The following is a 25,328-nucleotide window of genomic DNA, read 5'->3' as shown; positions in this document are numbered from 1 at the left end:
TACTGGGTAAATATATCGTAGTGTATTTGATTTCATATTTATTTATACCTTTAAACCTGTGGTAGCAGCGCGAAAGCGAAACGCTATTATCAACGAAAAAAATCAAGCTCCGTATCATAATTACCAAACCATTAACCTAAAGAAATGAAGACACTTTATATTTTATCAGCCTTTTTACTTCTTTACGCCTGCCAATCGTCAGATAAGGAACAAATATCAGTCGAAGGATTAAAGGAATCGGTCGAAATTTTGCGAGACAAATGGGGCGTCAACCATATTTATGCTAATAATCAGCATGATTTATTTTTTGCACAGGGTTACGCTGCCGCAAAAGACCGTCTTTTTCAGTTTGAAATATGGAGACGTCAAGCGACCGGTACTGTCGCCGAGCTCTTAGGTGAACGAGAACTAAAGCGAGACATCGGCACTCGGTTGTTCAAGTTCCGGGGTGATATGAAAACGGAAATGAATCATTATCATAAGGACGGGGAAGAAATTATTACAGCATATACGGACGGCGTCAATGCTTATATTGAAGAGATTCTCCGAACACCGGAAAAGCTTCCGGTTGAGTTCAAGATATTGAATATTGTTCCAGAAAAATGGACGCCAGAAGTAGTCATTTCGAGACATCAAGGTCTTTTGGGAAATATCAACAAAGAATTAGAGACTGGAAGAGCTGTCGCCAGGTTAGGTGCGGAAACTACGAAGACCCTATCTTGGTTTCATCCTCAAGATCCGGATATCAATCTCGATCCCAGTATAAATAAGGAGCTTTTGTTCGACGATATTCTCGAACTATACAATGCCTATAGAGCTCCTCTCCGATTTGAGCAAAGTGATATACGGAAAGAATTCCAATCAACCGACGCGTCTAACAGTCTATCACAGCAATTAAAAAAAGAGGAAGATATGCTTTCTATTGGCAGTAACAACTGGGTCGTAAGTAAAGAGCGTACAGTCGATGGGAACACCTATATGGCGAATGACCCGCATCGGGCAATTACCGTCCCATCCCTTAGGTATATGGTCCATCTCGTTGCACCTGGCTGGGACGTAATCGGTGGCGGTGAACCTGAAATCCCAGGTATTTCAATTGGGCATAATGAATATGGAGCTTGGGGCCTCACCATCTTCAGTACGGATGCTGAAGATCTTTACGTTTATGACATTAATCCTGAAAACCTCAAGCAATACCTATATCGTGGCGAGTGGATGGATATGAACGTAATTTCAGAACAAATAAACGTTAAAAATCAAGACCCTACTAAGGTAGAGTTACTTTATACCAGACACGGCCCGGTGGTTTACGTAGATTCGATACACCACAAAGCATATGCCGTACGTTGTGGCTGGCTGGAAATCGGTGGAGCGCCCTATTTAGCTTCTCTACGATTTGGGCAAGCTAAAAACTGGGAAGAGTTTCGAGATGCGTGTAGTTATAGTCATATTCCCGGTGAGAATATGATTTGGGCAGACAAGGAAGGCAATATTGGTTGGCAAGCCGTTGGCATAGCCCCTATACGTCGAAACTTTAGCGGACTTATACCTGTTCCTGGTGATGGCCGATACGAATGGGAAGGCTATATTCCAATTAAAGAAAGACCTCATATGCTCAACCCTTCGAAAGGATTTTTTGCGACCGCAAACCAAAATGTAACGCCCGATGATTACGAACATTGGGATGCAATAGGATTCTCATGGTCCGATCCGTTTCGCGGTGATCGCATTAATGAAGTATTAGGCAATGGCAATAAATTCACAATGGAAGACATGCGCGCATTACAAGTAGATTATCTTTCTATCCCTGCGAGAACATTGGTTCCGATGCTTGATTCGCTAAGCTTATCGGGCAGGGCTGCTGACGCCAGAAGTGTTTTACGGGACTGGGATTTTAAATTAAATGCGAACTCAATTGAAGCCGCAATTTATGTGGCTTGGGAAAACGAAATATCCGATCTTGCCGCGAGAAAATTTATCCCGACATCGGCTAAAGAAATCATCGGCAAATTTCAGCTAGCTCAATTGATCAGCTGGATTAAAGAACCTGAAAACCGATTTGGACCTGATCCACTTAATGGTAGAGATGCATTCCTAAAAGAAGCTTTTGAAGCAGCGATTACCTATTTGGAGGAGACTTTGGGAAGCGATATGAACTATTGGCAATATGGTCAGGAAAAATTCAAGCATACGCATATGCAACACGCTTTAAGCAGCCTCGTAAACGAAGAAACAAAGGCGAAATTAGATCTAAAACCTCTTCCCAGAGGCGGAAATGCCTATACGGTGGGGTCAACGGGGATCAATAATAGACAAACAACGGGGGCTTCGTTCCGACTGATTGTTAATACGGGTGACTGGGACGCGGCTATCAGCACGAATGGGCCTGGACAGTCTGGAGACCCCGAAAGCGCATTTTATAGTAACCTATACGAGCCTTGGGCAAACGATGAATATTTCCCGTTATATTATTCAAAGGATAAAATACTAGCTGTAACAGCTGACAGAATCGTACTAGATCCCGGAAAAACAAAGGAATAACGTACAACTTGAATTTTAATAGGTCTCTTTCAATTCCTGCTGAACACTCTCAAATTGTTCTTCAACTGCTGCATTTGGCTGTTTTTCTATCTTCGACACAATCAGGATCGCCAAGGAAGAAAGAGCAAACCCTGGTATCATGGAGTACAGTTCATGAAAAGGATGTACCAAATATGTCCACAGAAGAACCGTTAATCCACCAACCACCATTCCGGCTACAGCACCATTTCGAGTTATTCTCTTCCAAAGTAGAGAAAACAACATTACCGGTCCAAATGCAGAACCAAAGCCCGCCCAAGCGTGGCTTACCAAATCCAAAATTGTATCTTTGGGATTAAAGGACAATCCTAATGCGACAACCGCGACAACTAAAACTGACAAACGACTAACTAGCAATAATTCCTTTTCAGAAGCTTCGCGACGAAAGAAATTTTTATAAAAATCTTCGGTCATTGAACTAGAAGTAACCAGCAACTGAGACGATATCGTACTCATTACAGCCGCTAAAATCGCAGAGAGCAGAAAACCGCCGATTAGCGGGTGGAATAAGACCTTCGAAAAAAAGATAAAAATCGTTTCAGGATCGTCTATCGACTGCCCCATCTGATCCATGTATGCGATACCGACCAAGCCAACCAGCAGAGCACCACCTACGGTAAAGGCCATCCAAGTTATTCCAATCCGTTTAGCCGAACGGAGTTGCTTAACGGTATCAATCGCCATAAAACGAACTAAAATATGCGGTTGACCAAAATAGCCAAAGCCCCAGGCTAATAACGAAACGATACCGACCCAAGTGGTTCCCTGAAAAAGACTTAGGTAATTCGGGTCTTTCAGGCGGATTGTTTCAAAAGTAGAAGAGATCCCTCCTAACTCAGAAAACACAACAATAGGAACAAGAATCAAAGCCAAAACCATAATCGTACCCTGTACAAAATCTGTCAGACTAACAGCTAAAAAGCCTCCTAAAAATGTATAAAGCACCACAACAGAACTGGTAATCCAGAGTCCGGTATAATAGTCCATATTAAATGCTGACTCGAACAACTTACCCCCAGAAACCATTCCAGCGGAAGTATATAATGTAAAGAAGACCAAAATTACCAAACCAGAGATAAAGCGCAGTACCCGTTTATTATCGTGAAAACGCTTCTCAAAATAGTCGGGTATCGTAATGGCATTACTCGCTTTTTCCGTATAGACACGAAGTCGAGGCGCCACCAAAACGTAGTTCATATAAGCGCCAATCGTTAAACCGAGCGCTATCCAGCTAGCGGATAGTCCGGATTCAAACATCGCTCCGGGCAAGCCCATCAACAGCCATCCGCTCATATCGGCTGCCCCCGCGGACAAAGCTGTTACCGCCGCACCGAGTTTCCTACCGCCCAATAAAAATTCGTTGACATTGCTAGTCGATTTACGATATGAATAAAAGCCAATACTGATCATCAAAACCAAGTAAAGCCCTATTGAAATGATTTGATATATGTCCATCTAGATTATACGTCGGTTTTTAATTATTTTTAATCTGGTTCCTCTACTAGTTAAATATATTAATTTATCTTTATTTTAGTGATGTGAGGGAAACTGAACCCCAACAAATTAAGACTCAATATGGTATTAGAGGCAGCAATCTTATATGTAAAAGAGGGAAAACAAGAACAATTTGAAAATGATTTCAAGGAGGCATCGCAATATATTTCTTCTATTGAAGGATATATAAAGCATTCTTTAAAAAAATGTATTGACAAAGACAATCAATATCTTTTATTGGTTGAATGGGTGTCAGTTGAAGCTCATGAAATCGGGTTCCGGAAATCACCTCAATACTTAAAATGGAAAGAGCTATTACATCATCATTATTCTCCCTTTCCCGAAGTACTTCATTACGAAGATATTTCGCTGGAATAAAGTTTAACTTATCGACAAATCCTCTATAAACCGATCAACCGCCTTCTCATCCGTAGACCACGAGGTTATTAGTCGAATCGCAGAGTGGCCATCATCTATAACACACCATTCGTAGAACAGATACTTTTTACTCAATCTAGCTATCAGTTCATTTGGTAAAATTGGGAATATCTGATTCGTCATCGAATCTGTTAAAAACGAATAACCCTTTTTCTTGAGGGCCACAGATAATTTCATAGCCATCCTATTCGCATGACGACCTAATTCGAAATACAAATCATCTTTGAATAGTTCAAGAAATTGAATGCCTAAAACCCTTCCTTTTGCCAGTAGAGCACCTTTCTGCTTTAATACGTAATCAAATTCAGGAGCCAGGTCGGGTTTATTAAAAACGATTGCCTCGCCCAAAAGAGCACCATTCTTCGTACCTCCAATATAGAACACATCCGTTAAGCGAGCGACATCTGCCAAAGTCAGATCATTATTTTCGGCAGTTAGAGCTTGGGCTAATCTTGCCCCATCTAAAAACAACAGCAAATCATGTGACTCGCAAAATTCAGCCAGAGCCGCCAATTCATCCTTTCCATAGATTGTTCCGATTTCAGTGGAGTTAGAAATATAAACCATCTTCGGCTTTACAACGTGTGGCCGTAAAGAATATTCACTCAGAACCTTTTCAATTCCCAATGGCCCAATCTTACCGTCGCTTGTGTCAATTGTAATCACTCGGTGTCCTGTTGCTTCAATAGCACCAGTTTCGTGTGAAAAAATATGCCCGGTTCTAGCGCTGATAACTGCTTCATGAGCTTTCAGGAGCGTTGAAATAACCAAAAGATTTGTTTGTGTGCCGCCCGACACAAAATAGATTGAGGCTTCCGGGTTATTCACTCTCTGTTTAATAAACTCTTTCGCTTTAGCCGAATATTCATCTTCTCCATAGCCTTGCTGCTGCACCAAATTGGTTTCCATCAGCCTTTTTAGAATGGATGGGTGTGCTCCTTCCGAATAGTCGTTCTTAAAATTGTACATATTGATTGCTGATTACCTCAGTCTATATTTTTCATAAATATTTCTGGAGCTGAACAGATAAAATAGAAGCCCAATAAAACACAGTGCGGCTGTAATCAGATACATATTTTCATAACCCCATGCCGCTGCGATACTCGCACCGACAAGCATACCGATACCAATTCCCAAATCGAAGCCCGTCAAGTAGGTGGAATTTGCAGTACCCCTTTTTGATGCGGGAGCCATTTCGATATAGATCGTTTGCAAAGCGGGAAGCAATGTACCATAACCCACCCCGATAAAGAAAGCTGAAATATTATAGGCATATACGGTATGGATCAAAGCAAAAGAGACAAAAGAAATCGTAACTACCGCTACCGCGAAAATAATAACCTGGTGGATATGCCCCTTATCCACCAACCGCCCTGAAGCAATTCTCGAAACAATAATACCAGCCGCTAGGAATAGAAAAAACAAACCTGCATTTTGCAGACCCGACTCGATACCATACAAAACGGCATAAGCCGCCAAAGTACCCCATCCAAACGTGATAAAAATCTGATTAAACAGAATTGGGATTGCCTTTACAAGTAAAAACCGATCGAAAGAAATTGGTTGTTTTTTTTCTATGAGCTCCCGCTTAGGAACCTTAATAAAACACACGACCAAAATAGCCAAAGCTCCCAATACCAAAGCCACCGAAATCAGAAACGAAAAGCCGTGCTCCTCATATATCTCAATCGCAAAGAAAGGAGCAATGGCCATTGCCAGGTTCATGTTAACACCGAAATAACCTATCCCTTCTGCTCTTCGCGTAGGTGGAATGATATCAATCGCTACCGTATTGGATGAAACTGTTGCAAGCCCCCAAAACAAACCATGAACAAATCGGAGAATCACAAAAAAGCCGACAGTAACCGCGAAATAGTACCCGAAAAACACAGCCATAAAACAGGTTATTCCAAGTAGGTACAACATCTTCCGAGGATACAGATCAACTAGAAAACCTGAAAATGGTCTAATCAGCAGCAATGCAAACGCATAGGAAGACAAGATGATACCCATTTTTGAACTCTCTATGCTCAATACCTCAGTTAAGTACAACGGAATAGTGGGCATCAGGAGATTAAAAGAACAAGCCGTGAAAAAATTGGCGATGCAAGCGATGACGAAGTTCTTATTCCATAAAACCTCTTTCTGTTTCATATAAAGTCAGATGTTACCCGAAACACACCTTTACCAGACGATGTGTCTGGTAAAGGTATCTATAATTTATCTGAAACCCTCTATCGCCTCGTTACAAATTTTCTTCTAAAAACTGTCGCAGCGCTGGCCCTCGAAGGTTTTTACCGACGATTTTACCATCCGGGTCAATCATGAACGACGCTGGTATTGCAGAAATATTATAAAGTTGCCCTGCCTCACTATCCCACATCTTTAAATCAGAAATCTGAGTCCATTCCAATTTATCATCTTTAATCGCTTTGAGCCAAGCATCGCGATCACGGTCCAATGAAACACCCAACACCGTAAAACCTTTATCCTTAAAGCGATGAAATTGTTCAACGATGTTCGGGTTTTCCTGACGACATGGTCCGCACCATGCAGCCCAAAAATCCAATAAAACATACTGCCCCCTCAAGTCAGACAATTTAACCTCATCCCCTTCCGGTGTTAGCGAGGCAAAATCTGGTGCTACCTGTCCAATACTCAATGGTTTGATCGCAGCCATGTGCGCAACAAAAGACTGCACTGCATCATTGTTCGGAAACTGGTCTTTTACCTCCTCTGCATAATTCACCAAAGCTTCTTCCTGTCCGGTAGGATCAACCGTATATAAAATCAGCATGCCATAGAATCCTGCTAAGTTATCTTTATTATCTAATGAAAACTCGACTACCTGTTCCGACAAATCTGCAATAAAATTCTCACTTTTTGTCATTAGATCACTCTGAACAACTGCAGCTTCCTCACCATTGTTCATACGCTGCTCGAACTCTTGTCCCAGTGCTGTCTGTTGCTTCTGAAATGTTTCGCGAACAGCATCCAGTTCTTTCAGTTTGGCAGATGTCTTTGACCCACTTACTTTATAGTCTGCCGGCTTTTTCATGTCTGCTTGAAATTTGACTGTCTCTCCATTTTCCAAAACCAGCATATACGGTCGTTCGCCAACTAGTAAAGTATACAAACCCGGTTCAGGCGCATTGCCTTCAAAATAGAAGTCTTGGTTTTCATCCAAAGCTGCCGCCCCCAATTCCTTCTCGCCTTCATATAACACGATATTACTTACCCCACCGGCATTTTCAACGTGACCATTGATGGTAAATTTTGTATCGTCGACTGCACCACAAGACGTAAGGAAAATAAGAACAAAAACCTTCGTTAACATTAATCCAATTTTCATAGTATATTTTTTAGTTTTCAATTTTTAATTTCTTTAATTATCACTCCGCGGTTAACTTCATCAAAAAGTCTTTAAACTCCGCGTTCGAAAAGTCGCCCATCCCCTCATGCTTAAAAACGACTTTCCCATATTTATTCAGAACCAAAGTTGTAGGTATAGCGCCGCTCATATAGGAAGACGGAATTGAACTTGCAGGTGTATATATTGGCAAATCAAAGTTTCTCTTTTCCATAAACTTCTCTGACTTACTCCTATTGTTATCAACATCAACCATCATAAACTCAATTTCGTCATTATTCTTCAGTTCCGAATAAAGTTTATTAATAGAAGGCATTTCAGCGATACATGGCGGACACCAGGTTGCCCAGAAGTTCATAAAAACGACTTTCCCCTTCTGATCTGAAAGTTCAATCACGTAACCTTCCGGATCCTTAAAAAGTATTTCTTCGTTATTTTCATTTGCATCAATACCTGCCGCAATATCTTTCGACGAACCGTTCGGCACTTTTGGTTGGAAGAGGCCGATCTTCATCAAGTTTTGCGTAACCATGCCTTTAAAATCAGGGCTAAAAAGCATTGCTAGTACAAAAACCAACAATACTCCTGTAAATATATTTGAAAGAGTGATTTTCTCCTTCAATTTTGTTAAAGTATTCATTGTGTAAATAAGTTTTCCCACCAATACATACTAGGTATCGGTCAATCAGACTAATTCCGTATTTGATTAAAAAGAAGAAAAGTAGGCGGGTATCATATTATTATCGATCGATTTCTCAGAAAAAGCGGAACACCATTCTTCAAGATGTATTTTTCTTCTATATTAAAAGCTGTAAATCTTGAACTTAAGATCGATAAAGAAAGATATAAGCTGATAATCGTCATGAAAAGAGGGAGAGGCAAGCTTTTATTCCCCGATTTCGAAAAATCTAAAACTACCGCCTTCGCTACTTTCCCGTCAGCACAGCGAAGATTATCGTAAACAAATGAATTTGAATTTGCAGCTTTTTTTCCCTGCATACTATTTTCAATCGGAGTATTAATGGCGTTAGCTAAGAGACTTCGTATAGGGCAGGTATTTAACATCATAAACAACACACACAGCATTAAAACAGCTGCTTTCACCCGCGTAGTTATAGACAATTCACCCTTCATCCGCATATTCATTTAAGCACAAAAATAAGGAATATACCCCTAAATTCCTATTGCCCATTTATTTATTTCCGTTATAAAGCCCTGTATTTCCTTTTTCCAATTCTATTAATAACCTGTCGACTACTTTGGGTTTTTGGTCCACAATATTTTTGCTTTCATGCGGATCCCTTCGATGATCATACAGCTCCACCGGAAAATTCGTATCCCTAAAGTATTTCGTTATCCGATACTGAGAGGTTTTCAAAGAGATTCCATTTTTAAAATAAGCAAAGGCCGTATTTTTCCAATGTCTATCTTTCCCTTCCGTTAAAAGCTTTGCATACGAAGCTCCGTCATATTCAATAGCCGGCATCGATATTCCACACAAATCCATTAGTGTTGGGTACAAATCAACAGCACTAATTACCTCATCCACCACTCGTCCTCCTTTCTGATCTCCGGGCAACTTCATAATGTAAGTACTCTTCAATGACAAGTCAAACAACGTGTGTTTTCCCCAAATTCGGTGATCGCCCAATTGCCATCCGTGATCACCCCAGACAATAATAATTGTATTACGATCCAGATTCTTTTCCCTCAAAGTTTGAAGCACTTTACCGATCATCGCGTCTACATAACTTATCGATGCATAATAAGCATGCTTTAATTTTCTTGCATAAGCATCTGAAACAGGTCGGTCCAGTCTCGGATGTTCTTCACCTAACTTATATTGGTTAAACTCCTCACTTTGTATCAAGCTAGCACGATCAACATTCTCAGGCAAGTCTGGCGATTCAGAAAGAGGAATCTTGTCTTCGTTATACAAATCCCAATACTTTTTCGGCGCATTAAAAGGGAGATGCGGCTTAAAAAAACCAACTCCTAAGAAAAATGGCTCATCCTCATCAGCCAGCTCATCCAACTTATCGATCGCCAGCTGTGCAGTCAGCCCATCCGGATAGTCTGTATCCGTCACGTCTACACTCTCATAGGGTTTCATCTGACCATTCAATGTGATTCTACTTCGCCCGTTCACGCCCGCAAAAAAGGCTTTCCACCCTGTCTCCCACTCTCCAGGATTAAAAAGCATTTCTTCCCAGCTGTAGGGCAATTCCAACACATCACTTTTATCTGCATTATACGGATAAAAATACCCGTCAGCAGAGTGACTTATCTTTCCAATACCGATAGTCTTATACCCGTTTCGACGCAAATGATCTACAAAGCTCTCCGGCACCTCACTTTTAGGACGGCGCGCAAGATCATGAGCAAAAATATCATTGCTTAAATGTCCTGTAGTTTGCGGCAGCTTTCCAGTCAGCAATACATACCTTGACGCACCGCAAGTGGGTACATTCGCATATTGATTCGTAAACAGAAAACCACGTTCGGCCAAACTGTCCAGGTTAGGAGTCCGAACAATCTTATTGCCATAAGCACCTAAATCTGCTCGCAGGTCATCCACAAATAGAAAGAGAACGTTCGGCTTAGATAAATTATTCGCTCCACTCACCTCCTGCCCCAATACAGCATGGAACTGACTGAAGGTAACCACTAACACAATAATTGAAATTAGCGAATATTTCATCTATATCGTTATTATTATAGAGGTTATGGCAATGGCTATAATTTTTACAATTACCTATAAATATAGGAACAATTCGTAAAAAGAACTAACGAACAATCTTCTTGCTGACACACTACTTTAGTTCGTTTGGATCACATCGAACTAAAGTAACCCCAAACACTGTCAAATTCCCGTGCAAATAACCTAAATTTACACAACAGTCCAAATCACTTCATGCCTGAATTAAATCACTTAACAGCTATCCATGCCTTTTCAGGAGGAGCCTTATGGCTTCTCGGCTCCCTCCTTCTAATCGGGTTCGATAAAGCAAATGCCCAAGGCGGTCGATGGCTTGGGGCATTCTACAGCATCCTCGCATGCACGTTTACACAACTATTTCTAGAAGAATTTAGAGTGGGTGGAGCGCTCCTCATCCATCTACTTGAAGTGCCTAGGTGGGCTGTGTTACCCAGTCTCTATATGGCGGTAAGCTATTATGTATCACCTTCTAAACCTAAAAAAAGATGGATACTTCACTTTGTTCCGTTTTTAGCTTTCCTTCTATTTTCTTTGGTTTACCTCATACCCAATCTGTTTAACGAACAGAACAATATGCCTACATTACCAGCTTCCGTCGGACATATCGTTCGCTATTTCTTTCTTGTCCAGACCATTTTCTATTGGATATTATGCTTTTACCTCTTCCGATCGCACCAGAAAAACATCAAGATGCTTGCTTCCTTTACCGAAAAGATAGATCTGGAATGGCTAAAATATCTATTGATGTCTGTATTATTTCTAATTTTCATCCGCATACTTGCTATTTCCAGCAATTCGGTAGCATCTTTAGCTCCAATACTCTATTTCTTAGGAATAATTTTAGTCGCATACTCTACACTTTCCCAAAAATCTATTTATGCTATCGAATCCAATATTCCGAAAGCAGAAGATAGTGCGAACCCCAAAAAAGCATCCAACGAACGGCTTACGACAGAACAGGTCGCTCAACTTAAATCTATAGTCCTTCGGAAAACAATCGATGAAAAATTATACCTTGATCCCAGTCTGACACTTTCCATGCTTTCAGGAGAAATTGGCATCAGCACCCATGAACTCTCCTACATCCTTAACAGCGGGCTTGGAAAAAGCTTTTATCAGTTCATAAACGAACTGCGGACTGAAGAAGCAAAGTCCTTGCTCCTCTCAGATGATCTGAAACATTTAGATCTGCTCGGTATCGCGATTAGAGCCGGCTTCAATTCCAAAACCACCTTCTACACAACATTTAAAAAAGCTACCAACCTCACTCCAAAAGAATACATTCAGGCAAATTCAAAGACCGTTTCCTAAAGGTTTTGTTCACTTGCATCCAGACGAACCCCTTTTCGGAGCCGATGAGCTATCATTGCATCATAAAAAAATATAATTATGAAAACAATGAACATTTTCAAATCGACAATCGCCATCCCAATTAGGTTGGCCGTCGGCAGCATTTTACTGTTAGGCACATTTCTCTCATCGGCAGCCTTCGCACAAACATCCGCTCAGCCGGCTGAAACGGCTTCCTTGGAAAAGTACACCGGCTATTACCAACTTCCCACCAAATCAGACTTTGTCAAATTTGAGCGAAGAGACGATGTACTTTTTGGTACAAAATTATGGGACAATACAGAATATGAGCTCGTCCAGATCAATGAAACAACCTTTGAAACAAAGCAAGGAGGTCACAAAGTCCAGTTCACAGACGAAAGCTCTGACGGCTACGCGCAGGCGAAGATACTAGAAAAATACAACGCGATAAAAGTTGCGTTTAATCCCCAACAAGCAGTACATCTCTCGCAAGAACAACTTCAGCGGCTCGAGGGAACCTATACCTTTACAAAAGACAGTAAACTCAAACTAGAGATCCGATCTTCCGCCCAAGGATTGACCCTAAAACAATTATGGGATAATAAAGAGATTAGCTTCACGCCGCGAACAGAAAGCTTTTTCCTAAGCGATGACGGCACTTTCCCGCTAACATTTTTACTGACCGATGGAAAGGTCGCACAGCTTACCTGCTTTGAAAACGATATTTGGCTTAAAGACCAATAAAACCAATTTAAACTCACCTTAAAATCTAAAACTTTTTAGGGTGAGTTTCTTTTACAACTTCATGCTCATATATCATTCTTTTCAATAACCCACTTTAGGGGGTATTACAGAAAACTCTTCATCGATACCTTTGCTTCCGTCTAACCGATATAACAACTAAAAAAAAATAAAAGCATGAAAACAATAATCCGAAAAACATTAGGTCTATTAACTATGGGCGTAGTTTTAACAGGCTGCTCTAAAGAAGACAATAAACCAATTGGTTCAGATGAATGCTGGTATCGCATTACCATAGAAGATGAAATAGCCTACCCGAACTTATTCGGACAGGACAACATCCATTTATCCAGTACGTATGGCATCATAGATGACGAAGAAGAAGGAGGATTTAGTATTTCAATTATGCAATCCAAAACTGATGGCAAGAAACAAATGGCTTTTTTATCTGGTTTTGAACTAGAGAAATTTAACCGTGAAACCGCCGTAGGTACCATCTTTACGGCTGATTCCTCAGCAGATGTGTTTTACGCTCATTCCCTAATCACCCCAGCATGGGACGGTACGCAATACACCAAAGACTATGGAGACGGAGATGAAAATGTACCAACTCTACCAACCATTATAGTGAAGGAAAATTCAGACGAGAGGATACGATTCGCCATATCCGGCATGTTGTCAAAATTCGAGGGTGGTTTCGACAACCAACAGCCAGCTGGTTTAGTGCCCATAGACGGTGAAATTATTATCGGCCGTTCTCACTATATCAGTAACCAGGTAAACGATGTAGCTATAGCAGGTGTTAACTGCGAATGCAAGGACCAGTAATGTGATTTCGTTATTTGCCCAATTCGCAAAAGCAAAGGAAAATGAACTTCCCTGATCTGTTTGTTTCCCCAAAGTGGCTCGATTTCTTTTTGCAATTCGTCTACCGGATTAAAAGTATTCTGTTTCACAAAATGTTTTACGGCCGACCAGGTTTTCAAATAACCTACTAAATGCTCCAAAGTCCAATGTTGTTTGTTCACAAACTTTGGTGTTTGAATTTCTTTAAACGGAAACGGAATAGTTGTATAATTTTCATCAACATATCTTCGCTCTTTGTCCCAATAAGAACCAATTACATGGGTATAAAAGTCGGTAATTACATTATCAATTTGTTCAGTAATTTTAACACGATTATAACCAACAACGCAAAGGAATGCATTGTCTTTTGTTGTCCGTTTTACCTCTGCGTAAAACTTATCAAAATCAAACCAATGAATGGCTTGTGCAACGATAACTAAGTCGAACTGTCCATCATCAAAGTTTGTCGTTTCAGCTGGCTGAACAGAATATGAGATATTGTTAGCTTGTAAAGCGTTAGCAATTTGCGATTGGCTTACGTCCGTCGCAAATACCTTGTCAAAAGTCTTTGCTAACTCGTATGCAACTTGCCCCCGTCCCTGTTCCACAATCCCATGCGATCTGTTTGATTGGAATATGCGGATTCAAATAATCAAAGAAAGCGCCTGGATATACAGGTCGATATTTTGCGTATTTGTCTGATTGTGTCGAAAAATTATCTTTCATCTATCACACCGTCCTGTTTTAGGGCTAGTAAATAGAAGAAAACTAAACAAGAAAGCAAATATTAAATAGATAATTGCCAGCAACCAAACTAATTTTACCATTGGATTCTGTATTCCCACTCTCATAATTGAAAGACCTGCTACTAAAAAATGCGAAAAATTACCAACACAAAGCGGTCGCGCATATATTCCACCAATTAAAACAGTTTTAGCCATCCAGTTCATTATCGCAAAACCAAGATATAATGCTCCTGTGATTTGCACAAATAATCTTAAGATATCCGTTGGAGTCTGTTCAAAAGATCGTAAAATTTCATCTGGAAAAAAAGACGCAATAATTCCGAGTCCTCCCATTACTAGAGAGCTTGCTATCATTATTAATTTAGTATTCATTTTAACTTTGGTTTATCATTTATCCGTTGTGCACAACAGATAAATCCTGTCAGGAAACCGTTTCGTCCTTGAAATAAAAATCCTACTTTCTATCAAAATTAATAAACTTGTTAGCGCTTCGTGCTTATTTCAAACACAAATTCTTCATTCATTCCTAAACTGACGATAGGGTATCATGCCTGTTTCAGGGTCCAATGCCCATGTAAAGATCAGGTTTGCCGAAAATCTATTAGTCACAGTATATGAATTGTCAGACACTTTAAGAACAACATAGTCTTTGCTCTTTTTCGTTGATATTTTTTTGACTAGATGAGGATTACTTTCGACTGCCAGATACAGATTATCGACTTCTTGAAAGGGCTTAATTTCCGAATATTCACCTAAAGGAATCACAACTTCTCCTCTTTCGGTAAACAAACCCATATACTCTTTCATCCCATCATCAATTACTTCCCCTTGCTTTACAACCAGTTGACCGGTTCTCAGGACATCAATATCCTTATACAAAGGGGACAATATAGTCTCTCCATCCCAACCAAGCAGACCATACTGACTAGCGGACATTTCGAAGTTAGTGGTATATTTAAATCCAATCTTTGTAATATTAGAAAGACTCATTGTCTTTTTATCTACATTCAGAATCTGTTTTCCGCTCAGAGAGTAGACAAACCCTTCCTGTCCTTCACCACTTGCTACTACACAAAACAAATCAAAAAAGCCTGTGCTGTCGGGGCGGTAAGCACCCTCATAGTTTTCCTGCAAATACGAAATATCAGCTACCATCGGAGCACTGATAACTACGTTCAATAATTGTAAAAATTTATTTTCTGCAGGAATAACGACGATCCCCTTTTTTTTCACTCCTATCTTTCCCTCCTTATTAGTAAACAAGCGATAACCCAATTTTGCCAAATGATCCTCAATTTCATCGTGATTCATTACGCCATACTGAAGACCTTCGTTATTCGAACCTAAGACTTCCGGGGTGTCCGACTCTTTTGTGCCCAGTATATTTGCAACCTCCTTGACCTTTTGGGCAGCAACTAAATCAATATTTTCGTCCAGAAAATTATCGATCCTAACCAGTTCCTTATGGGTGAACCCATCCGAATAGCCAGTCGAGTTCCGCGACACCAATTTATCGAATTTAAGGTCATATATCTCATGCTTGCCTTTTTCAGGCGAGAACTGGTATGAATCTTCTTTGAATTGATCGAAGAAGCTGCCTTTAGCAGTATCGATATCTTGGTAAACAGTATAAAACGGTATATTTTTATAAAACCTCTGTTGCCCTAGGTTAGGTTGATAAGTAATAATATAAGTGTAGCGGTGTGGAAGAATCTCTCTACCAGCACTGTCAATGATCCCTTGAAAAAAAGTGCTATCTCGAGAAAGATAATACCGATCGCCTTCTAATTCGTATGGCATTAGATCATAATAACATGGTGGAATTACAAATTCACCGTCTTCATTGATAACACCGTAGAATTCCCCCACCTTCACAATTGCCCTTTCTTGTTTAAAACTTCTGGCATAATCAAATTGAAAATCCAGCACGACATGGTTGCCGGTATCGATATAACCCCAAATATCACCTTTTTTTACAGCAGCAAGACCATCGGAAAAACCACTGGCTGAACAATATATCGCAGGTATTCTTTTGGTACTGTCATAAACGTTTATGAAGCCCCATGCTTCTTCAGAACACATACCAAATGGACTCACCTCTTTCTGAGCTATCAGTGGTAAAGACATTGTCAATAGAAACAGGAAGGCTGTGGCACGTATGAACGATTGCCTAATTATTTGTTTTGGCAACTTACTTTTTTTCATTCAAATTAAATTCCAGCAATCCGTCTTCGGAAATAAATTGCTTGGTATAAGCTTCCAGTTCCTTCGCTTTTACTGCATTTGTTTCCGTTTCAAAATCTGCACTATTCATCTGTTCCTTTGGTTGTGCAGTCTTACTTATTTCGTTACTTTTGGAAATGTAGTAGGTATCATTTTCGATTTCAACCACCTTGAACCAGCCAAATCCTCCCTCGCTTCCCAGCATATTGCCCTTTTCTTTATAAGCTCTATACGTTCCAAAGTAAATATCCCCCACGGCTACTTTAGCTTCTTCCGTCATTCTTTGTTGATAGGCTTCTTTTCTGGCGGGTGCTCCTATTTCGTCGACTACAATATAGCCCAATAAGCCAAAAGCAAACAAGAAAAACACCCACCCGACAACTGTGAGTCTAAACGAACCTTTTTGGGGCGGCGTTTTGGCTAATTCTGACTGAGCAAATTCATCCATCTCTGCTGACCATTTTCTCTTTGGTATTCTTGATCCGGCAGGTGCTTGAAGATACTCTGCCAAGACCTTCTTGTGGGTCGACACGAAAAATGCCATTCTGCTTTCCTGCTGATACAAACTCAACACCATAGGATCGCCAGCAGTTTTTGGGTTCTCTAAATGCGAAGCATCCACTTGCCTCACATCTATTTTTGATATTCTAATCCACATTTTATTAGTTTTATGCTTTATTAAATTACTTTTTTATCTTCGCTCTCTCAGGTATTCGCAATAGGAATTCCATCCCGGATTATAATTATTATCTAGATAATACTTCAATCGAATCTTACTGATCGTTTGGTTATTAAATGAACTCACTGTATACAAAGACATCGATTGGTCATTTTGATTCGCAAGCCACTCCACGAACTCCTCCAAGCTTTCAAAAGTAATAAGAACAGGATGCGGCCCCATTCCATCGTTTACCTCCCCAAGGGTAAATTCACCTTTAGCCTTCCTGGCAAGCTCCCGACCATAGTTCTCTTGGTCAAGCGACTGAAAAATTTCGAGATCTTTTTTGTCGAGTGACGAGCTCGCCATTTTAGAGAAAAACATTTTCATTTATTATTCCTAAAAATTAAACATTCCTTCAAAGACCTTCCCGATGATTGGAACTGGTTTCCGAGCTTCGTTAGCTGCCGTTATAATTCCAAAAATAAGGAACGCGATCGGTAGCAGCCCTGCCAGAACCAGAATGCTTCCCAGCGAAGGAACCACGGATATAACAATAGTAAGAATAATGTTCAAAACCACAGCAAAGATAAATACACCAAGTCCCTGACTCAGATGATAAGAGACCAACTCATTTTTTTGCTCACGCTGTTTATATTGTAAATAAGCAATCACCCATCCAATAATGGTGATATACGCTACGATTGAAATAGTTTTTGCTTTCATGTGGGTATCTTAAATTTGGGTAAAAAAGTCTAATACAAATTTATGGGCACATCGTTCCTTAAAAAATTTTCAGACACCTATGCAGCGACTACAAGCATTTGAATAAACATCTACAAAGTGTCTACAAAATCTGTATCTTTAATCAAAGAGGGCGTTAATTATTCTATTTTTACCACATGAGATATTCCGTGTTCGTATGCTCCTTTCTTTTTTTGATGGCTCTATTCTCTTCGTTAGGTGGACGAGCACAATCTATAATTACGGATTCTTTGCATCTCGTTATAGCGAAATCTAGCACATCAAACGGAGAACGTATAGAAGCTATGGCGCAATTATCTAAAATCATAGCTGCTCAAAATAAACTACCGGAGGCATTGAAAATAGCGAAAGAAGCACAGCAGCTTAGTCACAGAGAAAAAGACGGGCGATACGGTGCCTTGATTCAATCAACTTTGAGTTATTTGCATGTACAACAAGACAGTTTAAAGCTTGCCTTTCAGGCCATTGATAGTGCCGAACAATACCTTTCTCATACAACGGATAAGATCATACAAGGACGCGTTCTTTTTCGTAGGGGTTGGCTAGAGCACATCGTGGAAAATACCGATAAGGCTTATCAAAATATGCTAAAAGCACTCCGCCTGTTGAACGAAGACGGTACCGACCTTTACAAAAGCAATATTTATCATTATCTCGCTGCTATACACGCTTATTGGGGAAATACTGATAAACAATTACATTATACCAGGCTTTGTCATGATGTGGCACATAGAAGCGGCAATCCAGATGCTATTGCCAATGCTAATTTGAGCATGGGAACGAGTTACCTCTACCGTTTCCGCAAGGATGACAGCCAGCAGCAATTGCTAGATTCTGCGGCATATTTCTACCGATCGGTGCTACAACTTACTGATTCCCTAAAAAGTCGTATTACGCTGCCGAGCACAAGAGGTATTGCTGCACTTAACATGGCTAATCTCTATTTTGAATTTTACCCGGCGTCCTATCAAGATAGTGCGCAAGTGTATCTCAACGAGGCGCTTTCTATTGGGAAAAAAATCAATAACGTAGATATTATTGCCAACAGTTATGGAATATTAAGCGAATATTCGCTAAAAGAAAACGACTATATACGCGCTGAGGCCCTCTTGCAAATGGCGTTGACCGAGATCATTAACAGTCCTGGAGGCACCTTGTCCAAAGGAAGGATAACGAATGCTTTGGCTCGGGTGGCCGAAAAAAGCGGCAATACAGCTAAAGCATTAGAATATTATAAACAATACATGAAGTATGACAAAGAATTGTTTGATAAGGAAAAATTATCCATCACCCAGCGGCTCGAAATACAATATCAATCTGAAAAAAAGGAACTTGCATTAACAGCAACAAAACAGGAAGCTCTCTTCACCAAAAAACTGAACCGTTATTATTTAATCACGATTATTGCTGGCTTAATAGCCTTATTCTTTTTGTTTAGATCTTATCATTTTAAATTGAAATCCTCACAGCAAAAGCAGCTATTACTCACCGGAGAAAAAAATAAGGCTGAGCTCCAGACCAACCTTAAAATCGAGGAAACCGCTCGACTGAGAGCAGAACGCGAACTTATGCAGGAAAGGCTTAACCAATTGGAAAAAAAACTCCTCGCCGGCACCCTGCAAGTCGCTGAAAAAAACACGCTCATGAAGGAACTAAAAGACAAACTAAGCCTCTTAGACCGTGAAGACCCATTGTATCGACAAATTGATCGGCTAATTTCCAAAAATCATGACGTGGATAAGGGTTACAACAACATCCGAACCGAGCTGTCTGAAATAAGTCCTGACTTTATTGCCAATCTTCAGCAAAAGGCAGAAAATAAACTAACGCGCCTTGATCTAAAATATTGCTCTTATATTCTGATGGGACTTACCAATAAGGAAATTGCCGTTAAGCTGAATGTCGATCCGAAAAGTATCAGAATGGCTCGTTACCGAATCAAACAAAAATTGAATTTGCAAAAAGAGGAGAATCTTGATCAGTTTATTAATGAGCTAGGGGCTTAGGTTATTTATTCAAAAGATGTTATTTCATTATTCTTTAAATTAATTATTAATCCGTGTTCTCCATCCCTGTAAATCGTCAAAAAATATCCGTCTGGGTCTCGCAATGAAAATTCTACGGGTGTGTTTACGAATGTCTTTGACAAATTTTTCAGCACTCTTTTTCTTTGGAGTTTCCATGATTAAATTTAATGTTTTTTAATTAAAACTCTCCTTAAGACTTTAGATTATCGTGTCCACTTGCTGACGATTTACATAAAACGGAATTTCATAATACGGTTGCAAAGTTAGTATAGCACTGTTTTTCACTTACGCCAAGAAAGTCTTTTCACCATAAAAATGTTGTTGTTTATAGCAGTAACAATTCCGTCTTTTTTGCTTTACGGAACTTCACCTCTATACAAATCCATGCAATAACACCTGTTACCAAACCTAGAATAAACATTTTAGCAATCGGGTTAATTAATGCGTCAAAGCCTCCATTTTGAATCGTAGCAATTCGGTAAGCCTCTAAAAAGTGCGTTAAAGGAATAGCTTGCGCTAAGTATTGTATCCAAACTGGCATCTGGCTTAATGGCCAGGTGAATCCACTAAGCACGAAGCTTGGAGTAGCAATTACCATTAAAATCTCAGTTGCTTTTAATTGATTAGGAATAAGAATACTAACCAAGATACCGATCATGCATACAGAAAAAACGAGCAGACCCGCAATGAGCGTAATCCATCCAAGATTATAGCCTAATGGAACTTTAAAATACAAGTGCATAATTGCATAGCAAATCCAGATAATAAATGACATAATAAAGTACGGAGTACATTTGGCAACAATGGCCATTAAAGAGGTGCGCGATTTCCTAACCAGTTCAGAAAAGGTTCCATTTTCAAGTTCAGCGGCAAAAGTTATCGCCAACGCCAAAAATAATACTTGCTGAAAAATCGTAGCCAGCATCCCTGGCCATAAAAAATACATATAGTTTCCGCTCGTATTATAGTTTTTGATGTAGGTTACCTGAAAAGGTTCATATTGTGTATTAGCAAGAGCTTCTGGCACTCCGGTTTTTCTCAAAGCTTCTATTTCGATACCAGCCTTTAAGGTACCTGTAACTATTTGAATGGCTTTGGAAGAGAAATTAGCAGTTAAAATATTATCAGTATTAACATAGACTGGTATTTCAGGATAGCGTTTATAAAGAATATCAGCTTCAAAATGATCTGGAATTACAATTACACTTGCTGCATCATATTTTACTGATAAAACATGCAAGTCAGTATTCGCTGGAACAATTGCAGCAATCTTAACTGTTTCATTATCATTCAGCATTTCAATTAAGCGATGACTCATTGGAGAGTTATCTTCATCCACCACAACGATCGGCAAATCCGTTACTTTTCCTTTTTCATACACAAATCCAAAGAGTATGCCATAAGCCAACGGTGCGCCAATAAAGAGCATTCTAAGAACCGAATTGTTCCAGAATAACTTGAATTCACGCTTAACTAAATCAATATACCTTCTCATCTTAATTCTTTATTGCAATAATGGGTTAAAGCTTGAGCGTTACTGTAGCATTCGCTAAGAACTCTTTGGCTGCATTCTCATCGCCAGGTTTTACCTTTATCTCGTAAATAGCCTCTCCCATTTCATAGTCAGGGTAAGCTGTGGTAATATCAGCATAATGAGTTAATTGAGAAATCGAAATTATAGTCCCGGCAGCAGAAGTCTTTGCATAAGAAATCTCGATCGTAACCTCTTGTCCATTTTTTACTTGCCCGATTTTCGATTCAGGTAAGGTAAATCGAAAATAAGTAGACGAGTTCAAATAACCTGTAAATAATGTATAACCAGGAAGGGCCAATTCCCCGACACTTAGGGTAATATTTTCAATGCTCATGTCTTGCGGAGCGATAATATACCTTTCTTTGTCTGCTGCCCCGGCCTCTTGCAAAGCTCCTTCTGCCCTATCTTTCTGTCCCAGAGCCATGATTTGTTGTTCAACTCTTGCACCGTTTTTCGCTTCTTCAAATTCAGCTAAAGTTGCCATATATTGAGCTTTTGCACCTTGCATTTTAGTATACGCTTCATCATATTGTTGACGAGAAATTAAAGAATCTTGAAGCATATTCGATAAACGTTTTACAGAGGTTTGAGCAAATTTATACTGTTCTTGTAAAGCATCTCTTTTTGCTGCCAATTGTTGAAGTTGTAAGTCGGTTGCACCTTTTACGGTCATTTTATATTGTGCATCAGCAGATTTTACGGCACCTTCTGCCTGAACCATTTTAGCATCTACCTCGGGCAAAGATAAAATTGCTAAGGTGTCACCAGCTTTAACGAATTCACCTTCATGAACGCGAATTTCATGAACTCTACCAGGAATCTTTCCTGTAACTGATATTGTATTTCTTTTAATTTTTCCTTCAATAGGCTTATCAATAGTTGATTGACAAGATGCAAATCCCAAAACGGAAAGAAGAAATAGGAGGTTGATATTTTTTAATGTTTTCATTTAAGATCTTATTATTATTCAGCAATTAAAACTTTGTTTCTTGTAATTTACAAACTCTCCAATGTCAAAGCACCCTGAGCATTCAAATAAGACAGGGCTGCTTTTCTTTGTTCAAACACAGCTTGTACATATTCCATTTGTGATTGCTGCAAAGAATTCTCAGCTTCAATACGCTCCGTTATAGAAATTAATCCTTCCTGGTAACTTTTAACAGCAGTATTCATTGCATCCTCAGATACAGCTTTCTCTTTTTCTTTCAATTGCATTTGTTTTTCTGCCAGTTTAAATTCTGTACGCGATTTCTGTAATAAGAGATCTAATTTCTCCTTGATATCTTTTCTTTTATTCTCAACGATGGTCTTTTCAAGACTCAATTTCTTAATCTCATGTGTTCTTTTTGTCCCAGAAAACAAGTTCCATTTTACACCTACTCCTACTATATAATTGGGAAAGGCCTCAATTTTATTCGCTTTAAGATTCACTTCCTGGCCAGAAACGGGTAAATGATATGGTGTTGAAATTTCGGTATTGTGCAAATTTGTATAACCTACACTACCCATTGCAATAACCTGAGGAAGAGCTTTTGCCTTTTCCATTTTAATCTGATAATCTACAGCTTTAATTCCTGAACTCAGTGCTTGCATTTCAGGACGAGTATTTACCATAGAACCCTCATTGGATAAATCATGCGACACAAACCGCCAGGGATTCAAGTAGCTCAACTCTTTGGTCTGGCTTTCTAAGTCGTCTACAGATCGACCCGTGATCATACTTAACTTTGAAAACAAAAGCTCCTTTTTTCCTTCGTATTCTTGTTTTTTAGCTTCCAAACGATAAATAGCTACTTCAATCCTCTTTCTATCATAAGGAATAGCCAATCCATTTTCAATCGCTTTGATTACCCGTAAATTCTCTTTATCTAACCTTTTTTGACTTTCATCTAAAAGCAGTTTTGATTGATGTAAAAGTGCGATTTGGTCAATTGTCTGCAAGATATCTTGAATAATTTCATCACTCTTCGCCTTCGAGAGATATTCTTGAGCGTTCTTTTTTTCGGCCAAGGCTTTTGAACCATATTCAGCCTGCATACCAGAGAACAGAACCATTTCAGCGTTAACTGCTGCAAGCCCTAATTGTCCTTTAACCCCAAAAGACTGGCTACCTTCAAATAAATTAAGTCCAGATATCCCAGTTTGTATAGAAGGAAGATCTACCGTCAGGTCCTGATTAATATATGCGTAAGCCCCAATGGCATTTATCTTTGGAATATAGGTAGCTTTAGCACTTTTAATATCCTGTGCTGTTTTTTCGCTTTCTAACTGAGTATTATTTAGCTCATAACTCTTCTTCAACGCATCATTAGTTAATGATTTTGCAAAATCAGAAACATTCGTTTGTGCGCTAATCTGAAGAGATGTAAGTAGAAATGCTGGGATAAATAATATACGTTTCATGTCTATTGTTGTCAATACAACCATTTTATATTAAAAATATCAATCTTTCAAGTTATTGAAAACTCTATTTAAAACATCCTTACAGATCAAAATATCTTTCTCAGAGATACCTGCAATAGCTTTCCGGTAGGTTTCCTTTAAAATTTCTGTAGTTGTGTTTTCTAAAGACTTTCCTTGAGCTGTCAGATAAATTAAGTTTGTCCGCTGATCATATTTATCACTAACTCTAACCACCAAACTTCGAGATTCTAGCTTATTAATCAGTCTAGTAACACTAGTTTTGTCACGAAAGGTTTTCTCAGAGAGCGATTGTTGTGTCTGTCCATCCTCATTCCATAAAGCAGAAAGAAGAGTCCATTGTTCATGAGTAATCGCAAGATTAGCTCGCTTAAACTCACGTTGCAATTTCCTATTAACTATATTAGTTGTTCTACCTATTACAATATTAAAAATGTCGCTTATTGATATTTTCACTCTATTCAAATCTAGTTGCATATGCAACTACAATGAGTGTGCCAAAAAAGCTGAAACTGTTATAGACAGTTATAATGATTAGGAGTTGGTTTGAATTATTGGATAATACATACAAGTCATTAGCATCTATTCGCTCTATCTATTTAAAACCAATAATCAAGATCAAAGCACTAAAAAGCACTAAGGAGTAAGTTTATGGGGCAAGAATATAACATGTGTAAGACGAAAACAACATACTAAAGACTATATTCATGCAAAAGAAAATGTTTGCTTTAAATAATTACGGTTAAAGGTGTCCGAGTTTGAAAATTGTTCGGATTCAGTGTGAGACTTTTACTTTCTTCTTGAGGGACATCTCGATCCTCTCTCCATTCACCGCGATTCGCACATAAATCGGGGCGGTACCATTTTTTGCTTTGTTCATCTCAAAATGAAATGAACACCGAACGTGTTTGCTGATCTCATACTCTATTTTTTAAAGTTTAACATGAACTGATATGAACTATCTCGTCCAAACAGGTCAACAGAAAGAGCAAAAAAGTGATTTATATCGATCTATTTGAATCTAAATTTTACTGATTCATCTTATTGCAAATCAGAAAGTTAAACCCTTTATGGTGACCTAATTTAAAAAATTAAAAGAGGTCACCTTATAGTTCTCAGGAGGTATGGATTGATATGGATTATTAGGGAGTGTTTAAAAGCAAAAAAGCCTCTAAATCGTATGATTTAGAGGCTTTTGAACCCAGATAGACTGGCTTTCGTCGGGGTGGCAGGATGAATCCGCACCTCCATAAATATCTATGAATCAATATATTGACTTCTATACTTAAGAACTACTCACCGATTAACTCACATATAATTTGTGAGTCGATGATACAAATCTAATCATTTAAGTTGATTGAACAATACATTTTGTATCTTAACTGAAGCAAACTGATGAATAAAAAATTTATAAATTGATTTTTTATTTTGAATCATGATTGCATTCAAAATCGC

General features: G+C 39.1%; 24 protein-coding genes. 6 read left to right on the top strand and 18 right to left on the bottom strand.

All coding sequences use genetic code 11. The annotated features are described in order from the left end of the window. Nucleotides 1–144: 144 nt before the first annotated feature. Entirely contained in the window at nt 145–2,541 is a 2,397-nt protein-coding gene (locus tag D3P12_RS07435; protein ID WP_118194381.1) for a penicillin acylase family protein, read from the top strand. A 15-nt stretch (nt 2,542–2,556) separates the two neighbouring features. Here D3P12_RS07435 and putP read toward each other — a convergent pair whose 3' ends face one another. Next, a complete protein-coding gene (gene putP / locus D3P12_RS07430) occupies nt 2,557–4,035 on the bottom strand; it encodes a sodium/proline symporter PutP (RefSeq protein ID WP_118194380.1) in 1,479 nt (492 codons plus the stop codon). A gap of 120 nt (nt 4,036–4,155) precedes the next feature. Here putP and D3P12_RS07425 point away from each other — a divergent pair, with 120 nt between their 5' ends. Further along, nucleotides 4,156–4,452: an antibiotic biosynthesis monooxygenase family protein gene (locus D3P12_RS07425; protein WP_118194379.1), complete on the top strand. Its 297-nt coding sequence runs from the start codon at nt 4,156–4,158 to the stop codon at nt 4,450–4,452. A gap of 3 nt (nt 4,453–4,455) precedes the next feature. Here D3P12_RS07425 and D3P12_RS07420 read toward each other — a convergent pair whose 3' ends face one another. The 6 genes from D3P12_RS07420 to D3P12_RS07395 all read right to left on the bottom strand — a co-directional run bounded on the left by D3P12_RS07420 (nt 4,456) and on the right by D3P12_RS07395 (nt 10,583). Next, the gene (locus tag D3P12_RS07420) at nt 4,456–5,481 is read right to left on the bottom strand and encodes a threonine aldolase family protein (protein WP_118194378.1); all 1,026 of its coding nucleotides are present in this window, start codon (nt 5,479–5,481) and stop codon (nt 4,456–4,458) included. Nucleotides 5,482–5,493: 12 nt separating this feature from the next. Continuing rightward, nucleotides 5,494–6,666, bottom strand: a complete 1,173-nt coding sequence (locus D3P12_RS07415; RefSeq protein WP_118194377.1) for an MFS transporter — start codon at nt 6,664–6,666, stop codon at nt 5,494–5,496. Between the two features lie 91 nt (nt 6,667–6,757). Continuing rightward, nucleotides 6,758–7,864, bottom strand: a complete 1,107-nt coding sequence (locus D3P12_RS07410; protein ID WP_118194376.1) for a TlpA disulfide reductase family protein — start codon at nt 7,862–7,864, stop codon at nt 6,758–6,760. 40 nt (nt 7,865–7,904) lie between these two features. Then, entirely contained in the window at nt 7,905–8,522 is a 618-nt protein-coding gene (locus tag D3P12_RS07405; protein WP_118194375.1) for a TlpA family protein disulfide reductase, read from the bottom strand. 92 nt (nt 8,523–8,614) lie between these two features. After that, nucleotides 8,615–9,016, bottom strand: coding sequence for a hypothetical protein (locus D3P12_RS07400; RefSeq protein WP_157970284.1), 402 nt, complete (start codon nt 9,014–9,016; stop codon nt 8,615–8,617). A gap of 58 nt (nt 9,017–9,074) precedes the next feature. Next, a complete protein-coding gene (locus D3P12_RS07395) occupies nt 9,075–10,583 on the bottom strand; it encodes a sulfatase (RefSeq protein WP_118194373.1) in 1,509 nt (502 codons plus the stop codon). A gap of 213 nt (nt 10,584–10,796) precedes the next feature. On the opposite strand from D3P12_RS07395, the gene D3P12_RS07390 reads away from it, so the two are divergent. The 3 genes from D3P12_RS07390 (at nt 10,797) to D3P12_RS07380 (ending at nt 13,481) form a co-directional block, all read left to right on the top strand. Further along, nucleotides 10,797–11,912, top strand: coding sequence for a helix-turn-helix domain-containing protein (locus D3P12_RS07390; RefSeq protein ID WP_118194372.1), 1,116 nt, complete (start codon nt 10,797–10,799; stop codon nt 11,910–11,912). 78 nt (nt 11,913–11,990) lie between these two features. Further along, nucleotides 11,991–12,656 carry a hypothetical protein gene (locus D3P12_RS07385; RefSeq protein ID WP_157970283.1) on the top strand — a complete coding sequence of 222 codons (666 nt, stop codon included), beginning with the start codon at nt 11,991–11,993 and terminating at the stop codon, nt 12,654–12,656. A 174-nt stretch (nt 12,657–12,830) separates the two neighbouring features. Further along, on the top strand, nt 12,831–13,481 hold the full coding sequence (locus D3P12_RS07380; protein WP_157970282.1) for a hypothetical protein: 651 nt from the start codon (nt 12,831–12,833) through the stop codon (nt 13,479–13,481). Here the strand turns inward: D3P12_RS07380 and D3P12_RS07375 are convergent. The 6 genes from D3P12_RS07375 to D3P12_RS07350 all read right to left on the bottom strand — a co-directional run bounded on the left by D3P12_RS07375 (nt 13,415) and on the right by D3P12_RS07350 (nt 17,852). Then, a complete protein-coding gene (locus tag D3P12_RS07375) occupies nt 13,415–14,107 on the bottom strand; it encodes a class I SAM-dependent methyltransferase (RefSeq protein ID WP_205941072.1) in 693 nt (230 codons plus the stop codon). The genes D3P12_RS07380 and D3P12_RS07375 overlap by 67 nt on opposite strands. Nucleotides 14,108–14,221: 114 nt before the next feature. Beyond that, complete coding sequence (locus D3P12_RS07370; protein WP_118194369.1) at nt 14,222–14,617, bottom strand: hypothetical protein; 396 nt, start codon at nt 14,615–14,617, stop codon at nt 14,222–14,224. Between the two features lie 144 nt (nt 14,618–14,761). Next, entirely contained in the window at nt 14,762–16,450 is a 1,689-nt protein-coding gene (locus D3P12_RS07365; RefSeq protein WP_118194368.1) for a WG repeat-containing protein, read from the bottom strand. Beyond that, nucleotides 16,437–17,126, bottom strand: coding sequence for a hypothetical protein (locus D3P12_RS07360; RefSeq protein ID WP_118194367.1), 690 nt, complete (start codon nt 17,124–17,126; stop codon nt 16,437–16,439). The genes D3P12_RS07365 and D3P12_RS07360 overlap by 14 nt, the downstream gene beginning before the upstream one ends. A 33-nt stretch (nt 17,127–17,159) precedes the next feature. Beyond that, nucleotides 17,160–17,510: a hypothetical protein gene (locus tag D3P12_RS07355; RefSeq protein ID WP_157970281.1), complete on the bottom strand. Its 351-nt coding sequence runs from the start codon at nt 17,508–17,510 to the stop codon at nt 17,160–17,162. Nucleotides 17,511–17,525: 15 nt separating this feature from the next. Continuing rightward, a complete protein-coding gene (locus tag D3P12_RS07350) occupies nt 17,526–17,852 on the bottom strand; it encodes a DUF4870 domain-containing protein (protein ID WP_118194365.1) in 327 nt (108 codons plus the stop codon). Between the two features lie 176 nt (nt 17,853–18,028). Between D3P12_RS07350 and D3P12_RS07345 the strand changes: the two genes are divergently transcribed. Beyond that, nucleotides 18,029–19,897, top strand: a complete 1,869-nt coding sequence (locus D3P12_RS07345; protein WP_118194364.1) for a transcriptional regulator — start codon at nt 18,029–18,031, stop codon at nt 19,895–19,897. A gap of 346 nt (nt 19,898–20,243) precedes the next feature. On the opposite strand, the gene D3P12_RS07340 is transcribed toward D3P12_RS07345, so the two are convergent. The 5 genes from D3P12_RS07340 to D3P12_RS15745 all read right to left on the bottom strand — a co-directional run bounded on the left by D3P12_RS07340 (nt 20,244) and on the right by D3P12_RS15745 (nt 24,753). Next, nucleotides 20,244–21,413: an ABC transporter permease gene (locus tag D3P12_RS07340; protein WP_118194363.1), complete on the bottom strand. Its 1,170-nt coding sequence runs from the start codon at nt 21,411–21,413 to the stop codon at nt 20,244–20,246. A 25-nt stretch (nt 21,414–21,438) separates the two neighbouring features. Beyond that, nucleotides 21,439–22,401 carry an HlyD family secretion protein gene (locus D3P12_RS07335; RefSeq protein ID WP_118194362.1) on the bottom strand — a complete coding sequence of 321 codons (963 nt, stop codon included), beginning with the start codon at nt 22,399–22,401 and terminating at the stop codon, nt 21,439–21,441. Between the two features lie 47 nt (nt 22,402–22,448). Next, a complete protein-coding gene (locus D3P12_RS07330; RefSeq protein WP_165438724.1) occupies nt 22,449–23,855 on the bottom strand; it encodes a TolC family protein in 1,407 nt (468 codons plus the stop codon). A gap of 39 nt (nt 23,856–23,894) precedes the next feature. Then, nucleotides 23,895–24,329 carry a MarR family winged helix-turn-helix transcriptional regulator gene (locus D3P12_RS07325; RefSeq protein ID WP_157970280.1) on the bottom strand — a complete coding sequence of 145 codons (435 nt, stop codon included), beginning with the start codon at nt 24,327–24,329 and terminating at the stop codon, nt 23,895–23,897. A gap of 319 nt (nt 24,330–24,648) precedes the next feature. After that, on the bottom strand, nt 24,649–24,753 hold the full coding sequence (locus D3P12_RS15745; RefSeq protein ID WP_118194359.1) for an Arm DNA-binding domain-containing protein: 105 nt from the start codon (nt 24,751–24,753) through the stop codon (nt 24,649–24,651). Between the last annotated feature and the right edge of the window lie 575 nt (nt 24,754–25,328).

Origin of the sequence: Pedobacter indicus, assembly GCF_003449035.1 — a bacterium.
GTDB lineage: Bacteria > Bacteroidota > Bacteroidia > Sphingobacteriales > Sphingobacteriaceae > Albibacterium > Albibacterium indicum.
Note: the sequence above shows the minus strand (reverse complement) of the source record. Positions and strands in the feature narration are given on the sequence as shown.

Excerpts from the sequence above, each read along its gene's own strand:
- D3P12_RS07385 (WP_157970283.1), top strand. The coding sequence starts at position 11,991 with ATGAAAACAATGAACATTTTCAAATCGACAATCGCCATCCCAATTAGG.
- D3P12_RS07340 (WP_118194363.1), bottom strand. The coding sequence starts at position 21,413 with ATGAGAAGGTATATTGATTTAGTTAAGCGTGAATTCAAGTTATTCTGG.
- D3P12_RS07405 (WP_118194375.1), bottom strand. The coding sequence starts at position 8,522 with ATGAATACTTTAACAAAATTGAAGGAGAAAATCACTCTTTCAAATATA.
- D3P12_RS07345 (WP_118194364.1), top strand. The coding sequence starts at position 18,029 with ATGAGATATTCCGTGTTCGTATGCTCCTTTCTTTTTTTGATGGCTCTA.
- D3P12_RS07400 (WP_157970284.1), bottom strand. The coding sequence starts at position 9,016 with ATGAAGGGTGAATTGTCTATAACTACGCGGGTGAAAGCAGCTGTTTTA.
- D3P12_RS07395 (WP_118194373.1), bottom strand. The coding sequence starts at position 10,583 with ATGAAATATTCGCTAATTTCAATTATTGTGTTAGTGGTTACCTTCAGT.
- putP (WP_118194380.1), bottom strand. The coding sequence starts at position 4,035 with ATGGACATATATCAAATCATTTCAATAGGGCTTTACTTGGTTTTGATG.
- D3P12_RS07410 (WP_118194376.1), bottom strand. The coding sequence starts at position 7,864 with ATGAAAATTGGATTAATGTTAACGAAGGTTTTTGTTCTTATTTTCCTT.
- D3P12_RS07435 (WP_118194381.1), top strand. The coding sequence starts at position 145 with ATGAAGACACTTTATATTTTATCAGCCTTTTTACTTCTTTACGCCTGC.
- D3P12_RS07380 (WP_157970282.1), top strand. The coding sequence starts at position 12,831 with ATGAAAACAATAATCCGAAAAACATTAGGTCTATTAACTATGGGCGTA.
- D3P12_RS07355 (WP_157970281.1), bottom strand. The coding sequence starts at position 17,510 with ATGTTTTTCTCTAAAATGGCGAGCTCGTCACTCGACAAAAAAGATCTC.
- D3P12_RS07350 (WP_118194365.1), bottom strand. The coding sequence starts at position 17,852 with ATGAAAGCAAAAACTATTTCAATCGTAGCGTATATCACCATTATTGGA.
- D3P12_RS07335 (WP_118194362.1), bottom strand. The coding sequence starts at position 22,401 with ATGAAAACATTAAAAAATATCAACCTCCTATTTCTTCTTTCCGTTTTG.
- D3P12_RS07365 (WP_118194368.1), bottom strand. The coding sequence starts at position 16,450 with ATGAAAAAAAGTAAGTTGCCAAAACAAATAATTAGGCAATCGTTCATA.
- D3P12_RS07425 (WP_118194379.1), top strand. The coding sequence starts at position 4,156 with ATGGTATTAGAGGCAGCAATCTTATATGTAAAAGAGGGAAAACAAGAA.
- D3P12_RS07390 (WP_118194372.1), top strand. The coding sequence starts at position 10,797 with ATGCCTGAATTAAATCACTTAACAGCTATCCATGCCTTTTCAGGAGGA.
- D3P12_RS07360 (WP_118194367.1), bottom strand. The coding sequence starts at position 17,126 with ATGTGGATTAGAATATCAAAAATAGATGTGAGGCAAGTGGATGCTTCG.
- D3P12_RS15745 (WP_118194359.1), bottom strand. The coding sequence starts at position 24,753 with ATGAACAAAGCAAAAAATGGTACCGCCCCGATTTATGTGCGAATCGCG.
- D3P12_RS07420 (WP_118194378.1), bottom strand. The coding sequence starts at position 5,481 with ATGTACAATTTTAAGAACGACTATTCGGAAGGAGCACACCCATCCATT.
- D3P12_RS07330 (WP_165438724.1), bottom strand. The coding sequence starts at position 23,855 with ATGAAACGTATATTATTTATCCCAGCATTTCTACTTACATCTCTTCAG.
- D3P12_RS07415 (WP_118194377.1), bottom strand. The coding sequence starts at position 6,666 with ATGAAACAGAAAGAGGTTTTATGGAATAAGAACTTCGTCATCGCTTGC.
- D3P12_RS07370 (WP_118194369.1), bottom strand. The coding sequence starts at position 14,617 with ATGAATACTAAATTAATAATGATAGCAAGCTCTCTAGTAATGGGAGGA.